This window comes from Fundicoccus ignavus (genome assembly GCF_009659375.1).
Taxonomy (GTDB): domain Bacteria; phylum Bacillota; class Bacilli; order Lactobacillales; family Aerococcaceae; genus Fundicoccus; species Fundicoccus ignavus.
This window is the reverse complement of the sequence record NZ_WJQT01000002.1, coordinates 195,453-216,630: the sequence shown is the minus strand read 5'-3', so window position 1 is coordinate 216,630 and position 21,178 is coordinate 195,453. Positions and strand designations below refer to the sequence as shown.

At 35.8% G+C, this 21,178-nt stretch carries 16 protein-coding genes; 1 reads left to right on the top strand and 15 read right to left on the bottom strand.

From position 1 onward, the window contains the following. Positions 1–99 precede the first annotated feature (99 nt). Entirely contained in the window at positions 100–3,441 is a 3,342-nt protein-coding gene (locus GF867_RS02980) for a DNA polymerase III subunit alpha (protein WP_366927735.1), read from the bottom strand. 141 nt (positions 3,442–3,582) lie between these two features. Between GF867_RS02980 and GF867_RS02975 the strand changes: the two genes are divergently transcribed. Then, positions 3,583–3,771 carry a YjzD family protein gene (locus GF867_RS02975; protein WP_153831629.1) on the top strand — a complete coding sequence of 63 codons (189 nt, stop codon included), beginning with the start codon at positions 3,583–3,585 and terminating at the stop codon, positions 3,769–3,771. 60 nt (positions 3,772–3,831) lie between these two features. Here the strand turns inward: GF867_RS02975 and queA are convergent, their stop codons facing one another. The 14 genes from queA to GF867_RS02905 form a co-directional block, all read right to left on the bottom strand. Continuing rightward, the gene (gene queA, locus GF867_RS02970; protein WP_153831628.1) at positions 3,832–4,866 is read right to left on the bottom strand and encodes a tRNA preQ1(34) S-adenosylmethionine ribosyltransferase-isomerase QueA; all 1,035 of its coding nucleotides are present in this window, start codon (positions 4,864–4,866) and stop codon (positions 3,832–3,834) included. 1 nt (position 4,867) lies between these two features. Beyond that, a complete protein-coding gene (gene ruvB, locus GF867_RS02965) occupies positions 4,868–5,881 on the bottom strand; it encodes a Holliday junction branch migration DNA helicase RuvB (protein ID WP_153831627.1) in 1,014 nt (337 codons plus the stop codon). 28 nt (positions 5,882–5,909) lie between these two features. Then, the gene (gene ruvA / locus GF867_RS02960) at positions 5,910–6,506 is read right to left on the bottom strand and encodes a Holliday junction branch migration protein RuvA (RefSeq protein ID WP_153831626.1); all 597 of its coding nucleotides are present in this window, start codon (positions 6,504–6,506) and stop codon (positions 5,910–5,912) included. Between the two features lie 5 nt (positions 6,507–6,511). Then, positions 6,512–6,949 (bottom strand): peptide-methionine (R)-S-oxide reductase MsrB, encoded by a 438-nt coding sequence (msrB, locus tag GF867_RS02955; RefSeq protein WP_153831625.1) that lies wholly within the window; start codon positions 6,947–6,949, stop codon positions 6,512–6,514. After that, positions 6,946–8,925 carry a DNA mismatch repair endonuclease MutL gene (gene mutL / locus GF867_RS02950; RefSeq protein ID WP_153831624.1) on the bottom strand — a complete coding sequence of 660 codons (1,980 nt, stop codon included), beginning with the start codon at positions 8,923–8,925 and terminating at the stop codon, positions 6,946–6,948. Before mutL ends, msrB begins: the two co-directional genes overlap by 4 nt. 35 nt (positions 8,926–8,960) lie before the next feature. Then, positions 8,961–11,558: a DNA mismatch repair protein MutS gene (mutS, locus tag GF867_RS02945; protein ID WP_366927734.1), complete on the bottom strand. Its 2,598-nt coding sequence runs from the start codon at positions 11,556–11,558 to the stop codon at positions 8,961–8,963. Between the two features lie 29 nt (positions 11,559–11,587). After that, entirely contained in the window at positions 11,588–12,406 is an 819-nt protein-coding gene (locus GF867_RS02940; protein ID WP_153831623.1) for a TIGR00282 family metallophosphoesterase, read from the bottom strand. Positions 12,407–12,576: 170 nt separating this feature from the next. Further along, entirely contained in the window at positions 12,577–14,136 is a 1,560-nt protein-coding gene (gene rny, locus GF867_RS02935; RefSeq protein WP_153831622.1) for a ribonuclease Y, read from the bottom strand. Positions 14,137–14,359: 223 nt separating this feature from the next. Beyond that, entirely contained in the window at positions 14,360–15,412 is a 1,053-nt protein-coding gene (gene recA / locus GF867_RS02930) for a recombinase RecA (protein ID WP_153831621.1), read from the bottom strand. A gap of 80 nt (positions 15,413–15,492) precedes the next feature. After that, entirely contained in the window at positions 15,493–16,752 is a 1,260-nt protein-coding gene (locus GF867_RS02925; RefSeq protein WP_172973937.1) for a competence/damage-inducible protein A, read from the bottom strand. Between the two features lie 154 nt (positions 16,753–16,906). Then, positions 16,907–17,491: a CDP-diacylglycerol--glycerol-3-phosphate 3-phosphatidyltransferase gene (gene pgsA, locus GF867_RS02920; RefSeq protein WP_153831619.1), complete on the bottom strand. Its 585-nt coding sequence runs from the start codon at positions 17,489–17,491 to the stop codon at positions 16,907–16,909. Between the two features lie 9 nt (positions 17,492–17,500). Then, complete coding sequence (locus GF867_RS02915; protein WP_153831618.1) at positions 17,501–18,523, bottom strand: helix-turn-helix domain-containing protein; 1,023 nt, start codon at positions 18,521–18,523, stop codon at positions 17,501–17,503. 75 nt (positions 18,524–18,598) lie between these two features. Further along, positions 18,599–19,885 (bottom strand): EF-P 5-aminopentanol modification-associated protein YfmH, encoded by a 1,287-nt coding sequence (yfmH, locus tag GF867_RS02910; protein WP_153831617.1) that lies wholly within the window; start codon positions 19,883–19,885, stop codon positions 18,599–18,601. Further along, positions 19,878–21,155 carry a M16 family metallopeptidase gene (locus GF867_RS02905; RefSeq protein ID WP_153831616.1) on the bottom strand — a complete coding sequence of 426 codons (1,278 nt, stop codon included), beginning with the start codon at positions 21,153–21,155 and terminating at the stop codon, positions 19,878–19,880. The genes yfmH and GF867_RS02905 overlap by 8 nt, the downstream gene beginning before the upstream one ends. Positions 21,156–21,178 lie beyond the last annotated feature (23 nt).

The window sequence follows — 21,178 nt, the reverse complement described above, 5'->3', positions numbered from 1 at the left end:
ACATTTTCATGAAAGTTAACTAGCTTTGAATGAAGTAAGTTTCACGTGAGGTCGCTCTCATCGAATTCTTCATGTTATCTAACGATATATTAATAGAATCTATTTGAATACAACATTATTATGACCGAATAACGACTTCACTTCTTTTTGTACACGTTGACTATAACTTATTTGATAAGGTGAATTAAACTGCCATGTTTGTCGCGCATCATTAACTAAAATAATATTAGCTGGGCCAGGGTTTTCAAGTGCTAGCTCCTTTAGTTTTTGAATTTGCGAGTTAGCTTCTTGAAAATCACTAACTTTTACATAACACTTAGTCACTTCAATAGCTCTATCCTCTAACTGTTTCAAATCAATTGCTTTAATATGATTTACAATAATCTGCTTGTCACCTCGTTTATTCAAGCTAATCTGTCCATCAATCATCCGCACTTCATTTTCTTTTATCAAGCCCATATATTGTTGATATTGTTGCGGAAAAACAATTAGCTCTAAATCTGTTTCGACATCATTTACTTTTAAAAATGCCATCAAATCATTATTTTTAGTCCGAATCACTCTTACTTCCTTAACTAATACTAGAACTTGAATACGTTGTTTGGGTTTCATTTCGAATACTGCACTCAGTGTATTTAAATTGGTGTTGTGCTCAATATATCCCTGATAGTCATCAAGCGGATGACCAGCTAAGTTGAATCCTAGTACATTCTGTTCCTTTTCTAACAATTCACTCGTTGACCACTCTTCTATCCAAGTTACTTTGGGTTCAATTTCTGCGAAAAGGTTAATATTTTGGCCACTGAATTCAACACTTTGAATCATTTTCGGTAAATTATGGGTTAAAGTTGCTCGATTATAACCGAAACCATCAAATGCACCACTATCAATTAAAGGCTGAACAAATTCACTTTTCAAATAATTATTCGGCAAACGACGCAGAAAATTCAATAGATCTGTATAATTGCCCAATAAATTTCGGTCGTCAATAATATGTTGAATTAAATCTTTACGCATTCCTTTAACCGCTTCAAAGCCAACTTGTATCTGACTGTTATGGATTGAAAAATCTGATAAGCTCGTATTAATGTCGACACTTTTAATTTTCTTGAGCCTTTTCTTAGCTTCTTGTATGTATTGATTACTAGTTGTGGTATTAGAACGGCCATTATTAAGTAATGCTTGATAAAATTCTAAAGGATAATGTACTTTTAAATACGCTAATTGGTAAGCTAGTGTTGAATAAACGACTGCATGGGCACGGTTAAAACCATAATTCGCAAACTCATAAATATATTGATAAACTTTTTCAGCAGTAGATGAATCAATACCATTCTGTTTTGCGCCCTCAATAAAATGTTCTCGTTCTTTTTCCATAATATCTGCTTGCTTTTTCCCCATTGCTCGTCGTAAAATATCCGCTTGTCCGAGTGAAAAGCCTGCCATTTTTTGACAGATTTGCATAACTTGTTCTTGATAGACGATAATGCCGTAAGTATTAGCGAGTATATCTTCTAGCAAGGGGTGTAAATACTCAATTTTTTCTTCACCATGTTTGCGTCGAATGAAACTATCAATCTGTTTCATAGGCCCTGGGCGAAATAATGCGTTAACAGCTACAATATCTTCGAACGAAGCCGGTTGTAATTTCCGTAAGACATGGCGAATACCATCGGATTCAAATTGAAAAACACCATTTGTATCTGCTTTTCGGAAAATTTCCAGTGTCTGGTCATCGTTCATATTAATATTATTAATCTCAAGTATTACCTTTTCACTTTTGGCGAGATTCGTTAAAATATCGTCTAATAATTTCAAGTTTCTTAAACCCAAGAAATCCATTTTTAATAGCCCCATGCGCTCTACATCCGCCATTGCGAATTGTGTAATGAGCATTTGTTGTGGGCGATCAAGCACGGGTACTTGCTCTTCAATTGGAAAATCACTGATAACTACCGCGGCAGCATGTGTTGAAACATGTCTTGGTAACCCTTCAATAGTCAAAGCCACTTGAAACTTCTGGCGATTAACTTCTGAACTTTCCACTATGTCTCTCAGCGTAGCTGATTTAGTATAGGCACTTTCCAAAGTGATATCTAATTCTTTCGGAATTGCATTAGACCAATGTTTAAGTTCCTTACTATCAGAACCTAGCACACGTAAAGTATCACGAATTGATTGTTTAGCGCCAAAAGTTCCGAAGGTACATATTTGCGCCACTTGTTCATGTCCGTATTTCTTTTCAATGTACTGTAAGACAATGTCACGTTTATTATCTGGAATATCTATATCAATATCGGGCATATTATAACGCTCTGGGTTCAAAAACCTCTCAAACAGCAAGTCATATTCGATCGGATCTACTAAAGTAATTTGCAATAAATAACTAACTAAAGACCCTGCTGCTGACCCTCGGCCCGGACCTACTCGAATCTTATTTTCATGACAATAGGATAGAATATCCCAAACAATTAAGAAGTAATCACTGAATCCCATTTGTTGAATTACTTGTAATTCATGTTTTAGGCGATCCAAATAAACTGTTTCGTTTTGATATCCATGTGCTTTTAAACTATCAAGAGTAAGTTGTTTTAAGTAGTTATCAGAACTTAAATTATGGGGAGCAAGGTACTTTGGCAACCATTGTTGCTCTAGTGGTATGTTCACATTGAGCTGCTCAATCAATTGTTCCGTTTCACTTATTACGAATTCTAAACCAGCTTCAGTGTATAAATTTTTTAATTCTGATTCATGATAAATATAATGGCCACCCCTGATATTTCTTAAAGAAATATCAAGCTGCTCATTAGCACCGATTGCTTGTAATACTTTTAAACTAAACGCATCTTCTTGTTGAATCGTATCTACCAATTGGTTTATTACTAAAGGTAGGTTAGCCTGGCGACAAAAAGTTAGAATATTGTCAATTTCTAAAGGATTATATGGATAAATAGGAACACCCATATAAATATTTTGTTCACCTAATGCGTCACGCCAATAATCTAATATCTGATTAGCCCACACCAAGTCGTCATGAATGAGAGCTTGTTCTAGTTCTCCACTTCGTCCCGCACTGATTAAAACTAAGTGATTCTCTTGCTCTTTTAGTAACTGCCAAATTTCTTTAACTGGTACTGGTTGTTGATTTAATCTACGTGATATTTTCATCAACAATCCATAACCTTCATAACTTTTAGCATATACAATAAAAGGAAATTGTTTATCTTGCCTTACTAAACCTTCCATTTCAATAGTTAAACCGATTAACGGCTTAATGTTATATTTCAAACATTCTTGATAAAATTCGACTGCTCCATGCATAACATTCTCATCGGCAATTCCAATCGCATTATAGCCATTCTGTTTAGCTTTTTGCAGATATTTACGAATGTTAGCTGTGCTGTTTAACAAAGAATATGCTGTTTTTACATTTAATAGCACAAATAACACCTCCTGAGTACTCTTCCTCTATTTCTTTCTTCTTAATCATATCATTATTTGTTGTATTTTGTTTAACCTAAAGCAGATATCATTGTAAATCTTTATTTTTCTTGTTAAACTATTGTAGAAAGAAGGGATTATATGAAGTATATCGTTACTTTATTTTGGAGCTTTATTTTAGGGCATGTTGCCTATTATTTAGGAAGCTCATTAACAAGTGTAAGTTATGATTTCACTAGCGCGACTATTTTAGGTTTAATTGTAGCCGTTGGTGTTGTGATTATTGCTAACATGCTTAAAAATTCTATCGAAACCAAATCTCAGTCATAATTCATATCATCAAAAAACACCAGTCATTTTTTGGCTGGTGTTTTCTTTTTTATGATGTAATTAAATTAATAACATTGCATCGCCAAAACTAAAGAAGCGATAACGCTCACTTACAGCATGTTCGTAGGCTGCAAGAACAGATTCTCTATTATAAAACGCACTAACCAACATCACCAATGTAGACGCTGGTAAATGGAAATTTGTAATTAAGGCATCCACAACTTTAAATTCATAGCCTGGTGAAATAAAAATCGATGTCCAACCCGAACTAGCTACAAGTTCTCCGTCATTATCCGTTGCAATCGTCTCTAAAGTTCTTACACTAGTTGTACCAACAGCTACTACCTTACCACCATTGGCCTTCACTTTATTAATACTTGCCGCAGACTCTTCACTTAATTGATAATACTCTGAATGCATTTCATGATCTTCAAAATTTTCTACTGAAACAGGTCTAAATGTTCCTAAACCAACGTGTAAAACTAAAGGAATCAATTGAATCCCCTTTGCCTTCACTTTTTCTAATAATTCTGGTGTGAAATGTAAACCAGCAGTAGGAGCCGCTGCCGAACCATTTTGCTTAGCGTAAACAGTCTGGTAACGATCTGCTTCTTCTAATCTTTCTTTGATATAAGGAGGCAAAGGCATTTCGCCTAAAGATTCTAATACCTCTAGAAAAACACCCTCATAAGAGAACTCGATAATGCGCCCACCGTGGGTTAATTCTTCAATCACTGTAGCTTTTAAACGCGCATCATCACCGAAATGAATAACCGTTCCTACTTTTGCACGCTTAGCATGCTTAACCAAGCATTCCCACTTATCTCCTTCGGTATTTGTTAATAAAAGCACTTCTAAGTGCCCACCAGTATCAGGTTTTACACCGAAAATTCTCGCTGGAATTACACGTGTTTCATTTACTACTAGTGCATCTCCTGGATTTAAATAATCTAAGATATGTTCAAAATGCGTATCCTTTAATTCGTCGTTCTGGCGGTTGACCACTAGCAAACGTGATGAGCTGCGATCTTTTAAAGGTGTTTGCGCAATTAATTCTTCTGGTAAATCATATTCAAAATCTTTTGTTGTTAACATCTTATTCCTCTTTCATTGTATCAGGATGTATCATACCTAAATGTTTATAGGCATAAGGTGTGACAATACGGCCTCGTGGTGTTCTTTGCAAGAAACCGTTCTGTAATAAGAATGGTTCGTACATATCTTCCACTGTTTCTAAATCTTCTCCAATATTCACTGCAATAGTTCCAATGCCGACTGGGCCGCCATTATATTGCTCAATCATCGTCATGAGCAAACGACGATCCAAAGTATCCAAACCTTTATCATCAATTGCTAGAATATCTAACGAAGCTTGCGTAATGTCTTTGGTTATCAGACCATTCCCTTTTACTTGGGCGTAGTCTCGCACTCGTCTTAACAGTCTATTCGCAATACGAGGCGTCCCTCTACTTCTTAACGCAATTTCTTGTGCACCTGACTCATCAATTTCGGTTGAAAAAACCTGTGAACTTCTTTCAACAATTAGTTTTAAGTCTTCAGTTTGATAATATTCCATGTGTGAAATAATACCAAAACGGTCACGTAATGGTTGAGAAAGCATTCCTGCTCGTGTCGTCGCACCAATTAATGTAAAAGGAGGTAATTCAAAATGAACCGGATGAGCCGAAGGGCCTTGCCCGATGATAATATCAACAAAATAATCTTCCATCGCTGAATATAAAACTTCTTCCACTACTCTAGGTAGACGATGAATTTCATCAATAAATAGTATATCACCCGGACTTAGTTCATTGAGAATGGCTAACAAGTCTCCAGGTCGATCAATAGCTGGGCCACTAGTTGTCTGAACATTCACTTCTAATTCATTGGCGATTACCATTGCTAACGTTGTTTTTCCCAATCCAGGAGGTCCGTACAATAATACATGATCCAGAGCCTCTTCTCTTTGCAATGCGGCTTGAATATAGATAGACAATTCATCTTTAATTTTCTGCTGCCCAATATATTCTCTTAATTTTTGAGGGCGTAAACTTAATAATTCAGACTCATCTTCAAATAAATTTCCATCTAAGATGCGCTCTTCGCTCATAATCAACCTCCTTCCTATTCATTTTTATTTATTTAATCAATAATTTAAACGCAATACTTAATGCTTCTTGAGTTGTTTCAAAAACAGCTTCCCCTAAAGGTTTTTCAATACGTTTGATTTCTCTTTGTGAATAGCCTAAACCTAATAACGCCTCAAAAACCTCATCAAGTAATTGCTTATTCTTAGCTGCTTGATTATCAACTTTATTCTCACTAAAGTTTTCCGCAAAATCTAAAGTACCTTGTAGGTCTAATATCATTTGTTGGGCTGTTTTTTTACCAACACCAGGAAATTTCATCAAGTATTTACTATCACTAGCTTCAATGGCTTCCACTAAGCCTTGATGATCATCTAAAGCAAGGATTGACATTGCACTCTTAGGGCCAATGCCAGACACTTTATTCAATGTTAAAAACAGTTGTTTTTCACTCAACTCTTTAAAACCATATAATGTCATTGAGTCTTCACGAACAATTAATTCAACGAATATTTTTACTTTCTGAGCAAGATATTCCTGCCAACGATATGGATTAGCACAATATAATTGATAGCCAATTCCATTAGCCTGTAAAACTAAATAAGTTGGATGAATGTGCACTAAGTCGCCTTCAATAAATTCATACATAGTGGCTACTCCACATATTGTTTAAATTCACTGTAGCCTGCCGCATCCATTTCTTCCAAAGGAATGAATTTAAGCGATGCTGAATTGATACAGTAACGTAAACCACCTAATTCTTCTGGACCATCTTCAAAAACGTGACCCAAATGTGAATCAGCAGAAGAACTTCTCACTTCAGTTCTTGTACGAGCCAATGAGTTGTCCATGTGTTCCGTTAAACTGCTACCAGTAATTGGTTTAGAAAATGATGGCCAACCACAACCCGCATCATATTTTGCTGAACTTGAGAATAGTGCTTCACCACTCACGATATCAACATAAATCCCTTTTTCATAAAAATCATCATACTCCCCAGAAAATGGGCGTTCTGTAAATTCTTCTTGAGTCACTTTGTATTGTAATTCTGTTAATTTTTCAATGTTTTCTTTATAATTTTTATCTGTCATCTTTGATGACCTCCTTCATGTGGGTCTTGTATTCTCTTAAATAATTTTTCTAAAGTTGTCTGATTGAACTCTACAAACACCGGTCGTCCGTGTGGGCAATGGTAAGGATCGTCTAAATCAGCCATACTCTCAATCAACGCTTTAGCTTGGACGGCATCAAGATAATGATTCGCCTTGATAGCTCCTCGACAACTTTTCATGATAATAGACTCTTCTTTAATTTGAGCAATCGTTAAATTAGGTTGTGCCGTCAATAAATGGACTAAATCATAAACCATTTGTTCTACTTCATCTTGCAACAACCAATTTGGATAACTTTCCAACTGATAACTAACTGGTCCAAACGATTCTAAGAATATTCCAAGTCGTTCAAAAGATGCTTTCATCTGTTCCACTTGTAATACTTCTGCTTGACTAAAGGTAAAAACTATCGGAAATAGTAGTTGCTGTTGAATCAATACATCTGGGTCATAACGCATAAATGCTTCATACCTTAATCGTTCCTGGGCAGCATGTTGGTCAATTAAATAAAAACCAATTTCACTTTCAGCGATCAAGTAAGTACCATGTATTTGCCCGACATAACGTAAATGTTTGAAGTCTAAACGATCATCTTTTACGCTCTGTTCTACTTCCTCTTGCTCAAGAAGCGGCTCTGTTGATTGGTATGATTCAACTGTCGATTCTGGTGCTAGTTTTTGACTCTCTTCATGTACTTGATCCTCTGTTAGCTTTTCAGTATACTCTGTCGATTGTATTTCAGAATTGTTTTGTCTGTCAGCAATTGAGCTCTCAACTGCTGCCACTTGTTCCATTAAACCATCGTATCGACTATTCGCAACATTAGGTTTTTTAGTGGTTTCATCCACAGTTGATGATGAAGTACTTTGTCTAAAGTTTAGGGGTAATTCTTCAACTTTAATTTCTGGTCCTTTAACCTTAGGGATATCCTCAATTTCCACTGTTGGTACCGGATTGATACTCTTTAGCGCTTGTTGAACAGCATCTGTCAATAAAGTGGCCAACTCATCTTCTTTACTTAACCGAATCGTCTGCTTAGTCGGATGGACGTTGACATCAACCAAGCGTGGGTCTAAATCAATCTTTATAACTGCAACTGGAAAGCGACCAATCATCAATTGGCGACCGTAGGCTCTTACAAGAATATTACTTAAAGCAAAACTCTTAATAGTACGCCCATTGACTATCCAATGTATATATTGTTTACTTGTGCGAGTTAATTGAGGTGGTGAAATATAGCCTGAAATTTCAAAATCATTATCACGAGCTAAAATCTCAATTAATTGACGGGCCAGAACCGGTTGATATACGTTGGCTATCGTCTGCTTCAAATTTCCACTTCCAAACGAAGTGAAAATCTTATTATTATCATTTAATAAAGTAAAACGAATAGCCGGATAAGACAAAGCAATATCTTGAACAAAATTAAGTATATGCCTTAATTCAGTCTTAATGCTACTTAAATGCTTCAAACGGGCGGGTGTATTATAAAATAAACTGTCTACCGTAATTGTTGTGCCTTTTCTCGGCTTGGTAATTCCTTGGTCAGTTATTTTAGAGCCAGATACTTCTACAAAACATCCTTTAGGTTCAGTGTCTGAATCATCAATTTGTGTCGACTCCATTCTAACTTTTGCAACGGAACCTATACTCGCTAATGCTTCTCCACGAAATCCTAAAGAATGTATACTAAACAAATCATGGACTGTGTAGATTTTACTTGTAGCATGCGGAAGAAATGCCAATTGAATGTCTGTCTCATCCATACCGTCTCCATTGTCTACTACACGTATTCTTTGAATACCAGCATCTAATAATTCAATCATAATCTCCGTGCTATTGGCATCAATTGCATTCTCAACGAGTTCTTTTACTACAGATGCTGGCCTCTCCACTACTTCTCCAGCAGCAATTTGGTTAGCAAGCGCTTCTGACATTTGTTTAATTTTCCCCATAGTATCCCCCTCTCTGACATGCTCTATACATTAAATTATCTTAGTTGTGCTTGCCAATCAAGCAGTTGTTGCATTGCTTCAAATGGCGTCATACGGTTTATATCTATCTTCTCTAATTCATTTAATACTTGTTGCGTGTTTTCGTCAAGTTGATTAACTTTTTCTGGCAGAGGTTCTGCTACAACGACTTGATCAAACAGACTCATTTGTTCAGCATCTGGATGTCTTAATCGGTAAGCATTGCTTTCTAGTTCAGTTAACGTCGTTTGACTATGATCAAGCAATGTTTGCGGTAAGCCAGCCAATTTAGCTACATGAATACCATAACTCTTATCTGCTGGTCCGTCTAAAATTTTATGTAAGAAGACCACTTCACCTTCGTGTTCAGTTGCGCCAACATGCACGTTCTTCATTGTAGGTATTTTCTCATCCAATTCGGTTAATTCATGGAAGTGAGTCGAGAAAATAGTTGCTGCTCTTACTTTATTCGCAATATGATATAGAATCGCTTCGGCTAATGCAATCCCATCAAACGTAGCAGTTCCACGACCTAATTCGTCGAATAATAACAAACTACGTTCCGTCGCTTGTGAAATAGCATAATTGGTTTCCATCATCTCCACCATAAACGTACTCTGTCCACTCGATATATCGTCGGCACTACCAATACGTGTAAATATTTGATCAATTAAGGGTAAGCGTGCCTCTCTTGCTGGTACAAAACAACCTATTTGGTTTAAAATAACACAGAATGCCACTTGACGCATATAAGTACTTTTCCCTGACATATTAGGTCCTGTTAATAACAGCAGTGATTGCTCAGGTGTTACCGTCAAATCATTCGGCACAAAAGCGGCTTGACCGATTAATTTTTCCACAGCTGGATGACGACTATCTTTTAAGTAAATATCCTTGTTGGTTGTCGTCAAATCCGCACGTACATAACCTTCAGTTTCACTTACTGTTGCGAAATTACATAAGACATCTAATTCAGCCACTTGGCTAGCTAAATATTGTAACGGACTAATTAATTCATTTATTTTATTTCTTAATTCAACAAATAAACGATACTCTAGATCAACTGATTTTTCTTGAGCACTTAAAATTGTCGTTTCCATTTCTTTCAGTTCTTCTGTAATAAAACGTTCATTATTCGCGAGTGTTTGCTTTCTGATGTAACGATCGTCTTCTAGTTGTGCTGCTTGAAGTCGACTAATTTCAATATAATAGCCGAATACTTTATTGTAGCCTACTTTAAGTGTCTTTAAGCCAGTAAGCTCACGTTCTCTCATCTGCAGCTCTGCCAACCATTGCTGTCCATTCGCTAATGCATCATGGTAACGATCTAGCTCTTCGTTATATCCCGTCTTTATAATGTTCCCTTCAGTAATTGAAATACCTGGTTCATCAACTAAGACTTCATCGATAAGTTGGTGCAGTGCCTCAAATGTCGGTAACAATTCAAATATTTCGCTTGAAACACCATCAAGTCCTTGGTTAATTTGTGTAAGTAACTGGTTAATTAAAGGAATTTGTCCTAAAGAATAACGCAACTGATCTACATCACGAGCATTTGCTGAACCTAAACTGATTTTAGTTACCAAACGTTCTAAATCGTAGATTTTACTTAAACTAACCATTAAGTCCACTCGTTCAAAATAGTGATTCATAAGTTGTTCAACCTTTTGGTGTCGAGTCACCAATGCTTCCATTCTTAACAGTGGTTTCTCTAACCATTGATGCAATAAGCGCCCACCCATAGCTGTCTTGGTGCGATCGATCAACCACAATAGACTACCTTTACGCTTTTGCGTTCTTAAAGATCGCGTCAACTCTAGTTGAACCTTAGCATAATGATTCATTTGTAAAAACTGACTTAATTCATAGCGATGAACTGGCTTAACATGATTAAGTGCTTGCTTTTGAATACTATACAAATAGGCGAACAGGAAATTAAGCAAATTACCTTCGTCTTCTGAAGCATTTGATAACTCCCAAGCAATTTGCGTTTCCGTTTGCTCTGGTTGTTCAAAAAAAGAATAATAAGCCTTAACTGTCTCTTGTGTTTGCTTTACAGCTTCAAGGTCTTCTTGATGCTTAGCTATCGCAATTTCAGTAGGTGCTACCGTTTGTAATTCATTAATAAACTGTGTCCAATCATCTGTATGCGTCAATTGAATTTCACCTGTAGACACATCGATAAACGTCAAATAATACTTATTCGTTGCATAGTAACACGCTGCTAAATAATTATTTTCTTTGGTTGGGATTGCATCTTCTTCCAGAATTGTCCCAGGCGTCACTACGCGAACCACTTCACGCTTAACCATGCCTTTTGTTTGTTTAGGGTCTTCCATTTGTTCACAAACAGCTACTTTTCTTCCAGCTTCAACCAGTCGTTTTATATAATCTGTCGCCGAATGATGCGGAACGCCACACATTGGTACTGGGTTTTCTGCTTTTTTATTTCTTGAAGTTAATGTTATTTCTAGAATGTTGGCCGCCTCAACTGCATCATCACCAAACATTTCATAAAAATCACCTAGTCGAAAAAATAATATCGCATCGGGATATTGTGCCTTCATTTCATTATACTGTTCCATCATTGGTGTTGTTTTCACTTTGTTTGACACCTTCTCACCTATCCTTTAACCTATTACTTCTACTCAAATTTTCTTCTGTTAGTTGTCGCAGTTCTTAACTCACTTATTGTGATAGGTTCAATTTTCTTAGTTAAACCTGTGCTATTCTCCGTTTCAATAAAGACACCACTTAACATCATCGGACCTGTGGTTTCTGGTTCCAAACGATGTGGTAATTGTGTAGTAAAACGTTGTAAGACATCACTTGGCTTAAAGCCAATTATACTATTTAATGCGCCCGTCATGCCGACATCGCTCATAAAAGCAGTTCCTTTAGGCAAAATACGTGCGTCATTCGTTTGCACATGCGTATGTGTTCCAAATACCGCAGTGACTTGTCCATCTAATAACCAAGAAATAGCCTGTTTCTCGCTGGTTGTTTCTGCATGAAAGTCTAATATGATATGTGAGGTTCTCTTTCTGACTTCAGAAATCACATCGGGTAAGTATTGAAAAGGATCAATATTCGGTCCCATAAACACACTACCTAAGGCATTAATAATGGCAACTTCTACTTCATTAACTTTAACGTAATGAATACCTTGTCCTGCTGTTGTTTTAGGTAAATTTATTGGTCGCACTAAACAATGTGCTCTTTCAATAAATTCGTAAATTTCACGATTATCCCACGCATGATTTCCTAAAGTGACAACATCAGCCCCCAAGTTTAGCAACCATTTATACAACTTTTCATTAATTCCTTTACCATTCTCAGCAATGTTTTCACCATTAACGATCGTTAGTTGTGGTTTATATTTCTGCTTTAATTCTGGTAGATATTGTTGTAAAGCTTCTTGACCTTTTTTCGCGACTACATCGCCTATGAATAATATTTTCATTAAAATCCTCTTTCCATCTTTGCATCTTATCTATTTTATCAATCATTACTATAAAAATAAAGTAGTAGCATCCGAGGTAATGATGCTTATTAAATTAACGTCACTTATTAAGATTTAGTTTAAAAAACAGGTTAACAACTATAAAGTTGCTAACCTGTGTCCATTTATTCTTATTTCGCGTACTCAATTGCTCTTGTTTCGCGAATAACTGTTACTTTAATATTACCTGGATAATTCATTTCTTCTTCAATACGTTTCTTGATATCTCGTGCAATACGAACTGATTGTGCATCATTAACTTCATTTGGTTTTACCATTACGCGTATTTCTCGTCCTGCTTGAATAGCATAACTTTGTGAAACTCCGGTAAAACTATTCGAGATTTCTTCTAACTTTTCCAATCGGCGAATATAATTTTCTAATGATTCACTTCGTGCACCTGGTCGAGCAGCAGATAAAGCATCAGCTGCAGCAACTAAAACAGCTGTTGTTGAAGTTGGTAATGTATCACCGTGGTGAGACGCAATTGAATTAACAACAATCTCAGGTTCATTGTATTTGTTCGCAATTTCTGCCCCAATCTCAACGTGAGACCCTTCAATTTCATGATCTAATGCTTTACCAATATCATGTAATAAACCAGCTCGTTTAGCTAAAGCAATGTCTTCGCCTAGTTCGCCAGCCATGACACCAGCTAATTTAGCAACTTCGATACTGTGCTTCAACACATTTTGTCCATAACTTGTTCTATAAGATAATCTACCCAATATCTTGATTAAATCTGGATGTAATGAGTGGACACCTACATCAAATGTAGCTTCCTCCCCAACTTCACGGATTTTCTCATCAATCTCTTTACGGGCTCTATCAACCATCTCTTCAATACGAGCCGGATGAATACGACCATCTTGTATTAATTTCTCTAAAGCTAACTTAGCAATTTGTCGTCTAATTGGATCAAATCCACTTATAACGACTGCTTCAGGTGTATCATCAATAATTAAATCAATACCCGTTAGACTTTCAAGAGTACGAATGTTACGTCCTTCTCTACCAATAATTCTACCTTTCATATCGTCATTAGGCAGGTGTACAATTGTAACCGTATTCTCAGTTACTATGTCAGAAGCACTGCGTTGAATAGCTTGTAAAATAATATTCTTCGCATTGCGATCAGCTTCGTCTTTTGCTTTTTGATCAGCATCACGAATCATAATTGCAATTTCATGCGATAACTCTTGTTCAGTCTCATCCATTATTATTTTCCTAGCTTCATCACGTGAAAGCATTGAAATTTTTTCTAGTTCTGTTTTTTGCGCATCAATCAACGCTTGAATTTTAGCTTCTTCATTCACTAATCCATCACGACGTTTTGAGAAATCATCTTCTTTAGCTTCTAAATTCAGTTCGCGTTTATCTAAATTATTGCTCTTGATTTCAAGATTTTCCTCTTTTTGAATGAGCCTATTTTCTGTTCGATTAGCTTCATTACGACGTTCTTTTAACTCTTGCTCAACCTCATTACGGTACTTAATATTCTCTTCCTTCGCTTCGAAAAGCGCTTCACGTTTCAAGTTTTGAGCTTGTTTAATCGCATCATCAACAATAGCTTCAGCGTTAGCTTTGGCACCAGCAACATTCTTTTCGTCTGATTTTTTTCGAATATAAAAACCAATTACTGTTCCGATAATTAAAGCAACGATCGCGAAGGCGTATGACATAAAGTCCATTTGAGTCACCTCCGAATCTATTATAATTTATTCATTTTAAAAATTTTTTGCATAAAATAAATAATGTGTTGCCACATAATATTATAATACGTTTTAATTTATAAACTGTCAATGAAGTAAACCGCTTTCTCACTATCTTATAAACGCAAAAAAAGACTAACCAGAGGAAACAAACACCTATATAACAAGCTTTGTTATCTATTAATTAGTCTATAATTCATTTTTAATCTAATGGTAATTCTGTTTCTGCTTCTTCAGCAAGAGCTGCTAATTCTTCCGCAGTTCCGATATTATAGTGTTTACGTACTAATAATTCAACTGTTTGGCGAATTTCTGGATTATCTTCAAGATATTGTTTAGCATTCTCTCTACCTTGACCAATACGTGTATCTCCATATGAATACCAAGAACCTGCTTTATTAATTACATCAATGTCGGCTGCCATGTCCACTAATTCCCCTGTCTGAGAAATACCTTGTCCATACATAATATCTACGATTGCTTCCTTAAATGGTGGCGCAACTTTATTTTTAACAATTTTGATACGCGTACGGTTACCGATCATGTTTCCACTCTCTTTGATCGTTTCAGTTCTCCGAACTTCTAAACGAATCGTTGAATAGAATTTTAACGCACGACCACCAGGTGTGGTTTCTGGGTTACCAAACATTATACCGATTTTTTCACGAATTTGGTTAATGAAGAAACAAATCGTTTTTGTTTTATTAACAGATCCTGATAGTTTACGTAAGGCTTGTGACATTAAACGAGCCTGTAATCCCATGTGAGAATCTCCCATGTCTCCCTCAATTTCAGCTCTAGGTACTAATGCGGCAACAGAGTCAATTACAATAATATCGATTGCACCTGAAGCTACTAATGCATCAGCGATTTCGAGCCCTTGCTCTCCCGTATCTGGTTGTGATAATAATAATTCATCAACATTAACACCAAGTTTCGCAGCGTAAGCCGGATCTAAAGCATGTTCTGCATCAATAAAGGCAGCCATTCCACCACGTTTCTGCACTTCCGCAATAGCATGCAAGGCTACAGTCGTCTTACCTGAAGATTCCGGACCATAACATTCAATAATTCTTCCACGTGGATAACCACCTACACCAAGTGCTACATCAAGTGCTAACGAGCCAGTAGGAACAGTTTTAATTTGTGTGTCCCCTTTTTCGCCCATTTTCATAATTGCACCTTTACCAAAGTTTTTTTCAATACTTTTCATTGCCATTTCTAAGGCTTTTTGACGTTCTTTATTATCTACCATTTCAAATCCTCCAATCGATTACTTCTTTTATATTTTATCGAATAATAAATAAGAAATCAAGCTAAAATCGAACAAATGTTCTATAATGCGTTTAATCTCAATAAATTTAACGCTTCGTGCTTAGAGATTTCTCTTACAATATCGCGTGGTTTATCCACTAATTCTAATTTTATTACTTGAGTTGCCTTTTGTTTGATAGCTAAAGCTATGAATACTCTGCCAGCAGGATGACCTTCTAAAGGATTTGGACCCGCAACGCCTGTTAAACTCAATGCATAATCAGTGTGACATTTTCTTAAACATTGTTCTGCCATTTCCATCGCAACTTCAGCACTAACGACCGTATATTGATCAATCGTAGCAGCATTTACGCCCAGCAAGTTAATTTTAAGCTCATTTTGATAAGTAACAAAGCCTCCTTTTAAGACCTCTGATGCTCCCGAAACAGCTGTCAATACTTCCATAACCATGCCACCTGTTAAACTTTCTGCAACACTTAATGTTTGTTTTTTTTCTTTTAAAAGCCCTAAGACAGATGCTTCAAATGACAAATGTTCCCCTGCTCCAATATAGAATTCTGATAAGCGAGCGATAATTTTATCAGCCGCTTGCTGATTTAATTCGGATGCTTGCAACTTATTCGAAGCACTAGCTGTTATACGAACTGTCGTTAAACGAGGTTTTGCATAAATTGCTAATGTTGGATTTGTTTGAGATACAATTAAATCGTCAATAGCTTGTGCAACACGCGCCTCTCCCAATCCATAAAAATTGATATACAAAGATTCAATCTGTTCATAGTCTTCGCGTTGGTTTTCTATAAAAGGTTTAGCGAAATTTTCCATCATATGCTTCATTTCAAATGGCGGTCCAGGTAACACAATAAAATGCTGTGATTTTAACGTATTCTGGCTGAGTCGTGAATAACCTAAACCAGAGGCTAAGCCCACTTCGTTAAAAAACGTCTGACTATCTGAGATCGTTAAAGCTTGTTGATAATCTCCTTCAGTGATGATTCTGTTATTTTCTTTATAATGCATTTCAACTTTTTTTAGTTGATCTGCGTCATAACTTAGTTCTTCTTCTAAAAACTCTGCTAAGACTAATTTGGTTCGATCATCTCGTGTTGGTCCGATTCCACCCGAAAGAATAATTAAATCTGATCGCGAAGCCGCTAACGCAAGGGCTTCAAGTATACGTTCATCATTATCGCCCACAACTTGTTGATAATAAGTCCCGATTCCAATATCCAATAAACTTTGTGAGATATAACTTGCATTCGTATTAACTACATAACCCATTAGTAATTCGGTGCCAATTGCAATAATTTCTGCCTTCATCTTTCTCTCCTCTATATAAATACGTATTTTTTTCAAAATAATATTTTCTAGTCTTAAATTCATTCAAAAAGATACAAAACTAGTTAGTTTGTCCACTATATTCTTAAAAACAAAAGACGAATGAAAAATCATTCGCCTTGTAAACTTATCTAATTTAATTCACTTCGTCAATAAAGACGAATCGTGCATTATAGAAATAATCTACGCCAGAATAAATGGTGAAGAATAAACATACATATAATAAAATATCAGCCATCGGAATGTTTAATAGAACAAACCCTGCATCATTAAACAGATAGAACACAATCGCAAACATTTGTGAAAATGTTTTTATTTTTCCTGGCATAGCTGCAGACATTACTTTCCCGTCATGCTGAGCCAACAATACTCTAAGTCCTGTTACTAATAACTCTCGACTTATTATGATAATTGTGACCCAAGCTGGCACCATTTGATATTCGACTAACATAATTAAAGCCGCTAAGACCAAAAGTTTATCTGCCATTGGGTCAGCAAAAGCACCAAAGGATGTGACTAAATTATATTTTCTAGCTAAATAGCCATCTAGATAATCCGTAAAGCTGGCCACCGCAAAGATAATTCCTGCTATTAACTGGTGAATTGGAATCACAGCGCCTAACCAAGTTACTTGCCCCCAATCCAACGGTACTGTTAACAGTATAATAAAAATTGGAATCATGAAAATTCTACCTAAGGTCAATTTATTCGCAATATTCATAAACACTCACTACTCATTTCCAGTATTATTACTTGGATCTAAAACAGCAGGACCTTGAAACTCATTTGTTGCTTCTTCAGAAATCTCATCTGATACCACTGTTTCTTCCTGTATTGTACCATCGATTTCTTCAGTGTCCTCATTTAACACAAAGACAATCGTGTCACTAAAGTAAGCATTATCGATTGGCAATTCCGTTCCGTTTACAATTAAGAGTCCACCTTCTGGATAACCGAAACGAATTCTAAAGCTCGTTGTTCCTTCCGATACTTCAGCTATTTCGTATGTATCTCCTTCTGCGATTGTATCGTCAACAATCATCATCTCATCTTCGTAAACTCCTAACCAGACATAACCTAAGCCTTCAACTTCAAACGTGAAGTCAGAGAAAGAACCACTAATTTCATACGTTGTTTCTTCACCTTCTGAAGAAATTAATGTTAAGACTTGGTCTCCCACTAAAATTTGGTTTGCTGCTAATTCAGCTTCAGTTTCTATACTTTCTTCAGAAGACTCATCTTCTGGCTCCAGCGATACCGAATCTGGCTCAACTGAACTTACAACACTACTTGAATTTGGTTCATTTACTGTTGTATTCTGTTCCACGTTTCCAATGCGGTTAATCGCAACGACCAAAGTCAGCATAATTAAGACGATAATCGCAACTAAGAAAATTACTGGCAAGTAAGAAAAAACTGCTTCCCATGCATTCTTCTCATTACTACCTTGTCTTTGAGATAATCGACTAGGTAAGGTTGTCTCAGTTTCAACTAATGTTTCATCAGTTTCTTCAGCTTGAGATTCAAGTTCCTCTTGGAACTCTTCTAACAAGTCTTCGCCGTTTAATCCAACCATATCTGCATATTGTTTAACAAATGCTCTCACATAAAAATTACCAGGCACCTCTTCATATTGTCCATCTTCAATTGCCTGTAAATATTTTTTTTGAATCTTAGTCATTTGTTGCAATGTATTTAATGTATAGCCTTTTTCAACACGGGCTTCTCTTAAACGTGTACCTAATTCACTCATTCAGGTTGCTCCCTTACATCTTTCTAAACACAAAGATATTATAGCACAGATTAATGTCCGAATGATTAATTCTTTTTAAGCATTCGGTAAAATAACCGCTTGAGTTGTGGATGCTACTCCCCAATATTCTTTACCATACTCTATAACATCTTCTAGTGTCATTTCTTTTAAATACTTAAGTGCATTAAAACTATCATAGTTTTCAAACACACTATCGATTACACTATAAGCAGTATACTCCATTGAATTCAACATTTGTAGTAAATCACCAATTTTTCCTTTAATGACCGTCTCGAAATGTTGCTCATTTAAATCATAAGAGTTTTGCCAATTGTTAAAGAGTGATTCCCATTCTGAGAGTATTTCTTTTTCATAATGGCTACTAACACTTAAATGTAAATAATGCATCGTCCTTTGAATAGATGTCATATAGTCAAAACTAGAATCAATCCACTCTTTTTCGTACCAATTTTGATTTTGAGTCGTTGTTGGACCGAAAATTAAATCAGCTAAAATTTCGCCCTCTAAGACTTTTTTTAGTAAAGCCTCACCTTCAGCTTCAATCTCTTTAAATCTAAAACCTAGTGCCACTATTGGCTGACTTACATCCATAAACAATGCTTGCTTAGCAATTGTCTCTTCTTTTACAGGTAGTGACAATCTTTCATACATTTGTTGCGGGAAAACTTTTCCTAACTGATTTTGTTTAATAGCCATTAAAGTGGCCTCTATATCAAAGTCGCCTAATACTATTAAACACATTTGCGACGGATGATAAAAACTTTCGTAAGCTAGTTTTAAATCTTCATAGCTTGTTTTATTGACAGTCTCGATGGTCCCACCGACATCTACTCCAGCCGGATGATTAGGATACAAACCTTCTAGTACTAATTGATGAATCCTCCAATAAGGATCGTCAAGATACATTAATAATTCTTGCTCAATTATCTTTTTTTCTTTTTCGACACCTTCGGGTGAGAATGTGGGTTCTTGAACAAAATCTAATAGAGTTTCAATATTTTTATTAATCTCAAAAGATGCTGAGAATAAAAAACTGGTTTGAAAATGTGTTGTAAAAGCATTTGCTTCTGCACCTTGTCGCATAAATTTAACAAACGCATCTTCCCCATTCATTCCTTCGAACATTTTATGTTCTAGAAAATGCGCAGTACCCGCAGGTAACGTGATGATTTCATTGCTTTTTATATGTCGAAGCGACGTGTCAATCGAGCCAAAATTCGTCGTTAAAATACCATAAACGCGATGATAATTATTCTTAGGAATTAATGTGACTTGTAAACCATTTTCAAGTTGAATTTGAATGGTCGTTTCATCTACATCGGCAAAATATGTTTTAATCATCTGCTTCACATCCTTTTAATACAACTCCGATAGTCGGTTTTACTTTGGCTAATAATGACGCAATATCATCAGGTTGAAGCGTTTCAATAATATGATGGTAGTTTTCAAAAGTAAAATCGATTCCTGGTTTCAAAATTTGATTAAACTCTAAATACAACTCGACAGCTTGTGAGTCTCGTGATTGAATTTTATTGCTTAGTAACGTTAATTTGGCTTCGTTTAAGAAATTTGAATCTAATAATTTTTGATTAATTGTATTGAATTGTTGCTTAATGGCACTTAACACCGTCTCGATTTGTTCACCATCAATCCCAGCTTCAATTATTAATAGATGCCTTGAATAATCTACCGAAGAACAAATTGAATAAGCCAAACCCTCAGATTCTCTTACTTCTGTGAAAAGCACGGAATTCGGCAAGCTTCCTAGAATGCCATTTAATACTTGCGTAAGAATCTTTTGTCTAAGCGTGATTGCCATCGGGATATAATAGGCCAATGCTAGATAAGTTTGTTGTCCATCAACCTTCTCAACCGTAATCTCTTCTTCTATCAGCTTAGTCGTAATATAATTATCCAAATAACTAATATTTGAACTCCGAGGCGGTAACGGCCAATTTGAAATTTCCTGTTCTAAAGGATCGTTTATAAATTCTCCATGGACTCCTATTAAGATGAGCGAATCATTAATCATCGTTTCATATTCTCTTTTTAAATCACCTAACGTAGCCGAATTTATTGCCGCTTCATTTCCTAAACCTTCAGCATAATAAACTTCAGCATTTTCGTATAAACGCTCCATTAATTTTTCAATTACCAAGCTAGCCTTATCATCTTTGTCTCTTTCTAAGAGTGATAAAAGCATCTGTTTTTCTCTTTGAAAACTCGCTACTAATTCAGAATTATTTTGATCAAAATTTTGCTCAAAAAGGATTGAATAGATTAATTTAAACCAATCTTCTACTAATTTATCAATATTATCGTTCAATAGTTTGGGTCTCGCGATTGAAGAAGTTAACGAAAATTCATGAAAGTTTCCTTTTCTTTGAACGGAAACACTTAGTGTCGCTCCATATAAATCAGCTAATTTTTTTTCAAGTATACTTTTATTTTTAATTGCCTCTGAACCATCTTCAAACAATCGACTTAATAGCGCTCTAATCGACGCTCTTTTTATATTATAGGGTGCAATTAGTTTAATAACTAACAGATTCGATTTATATTTAGTGGAAGGTGTATACGTATAATAAACGCCATTTTTTATTTCTCTCAATACAGTTCTCCTTCTGAAAAAAA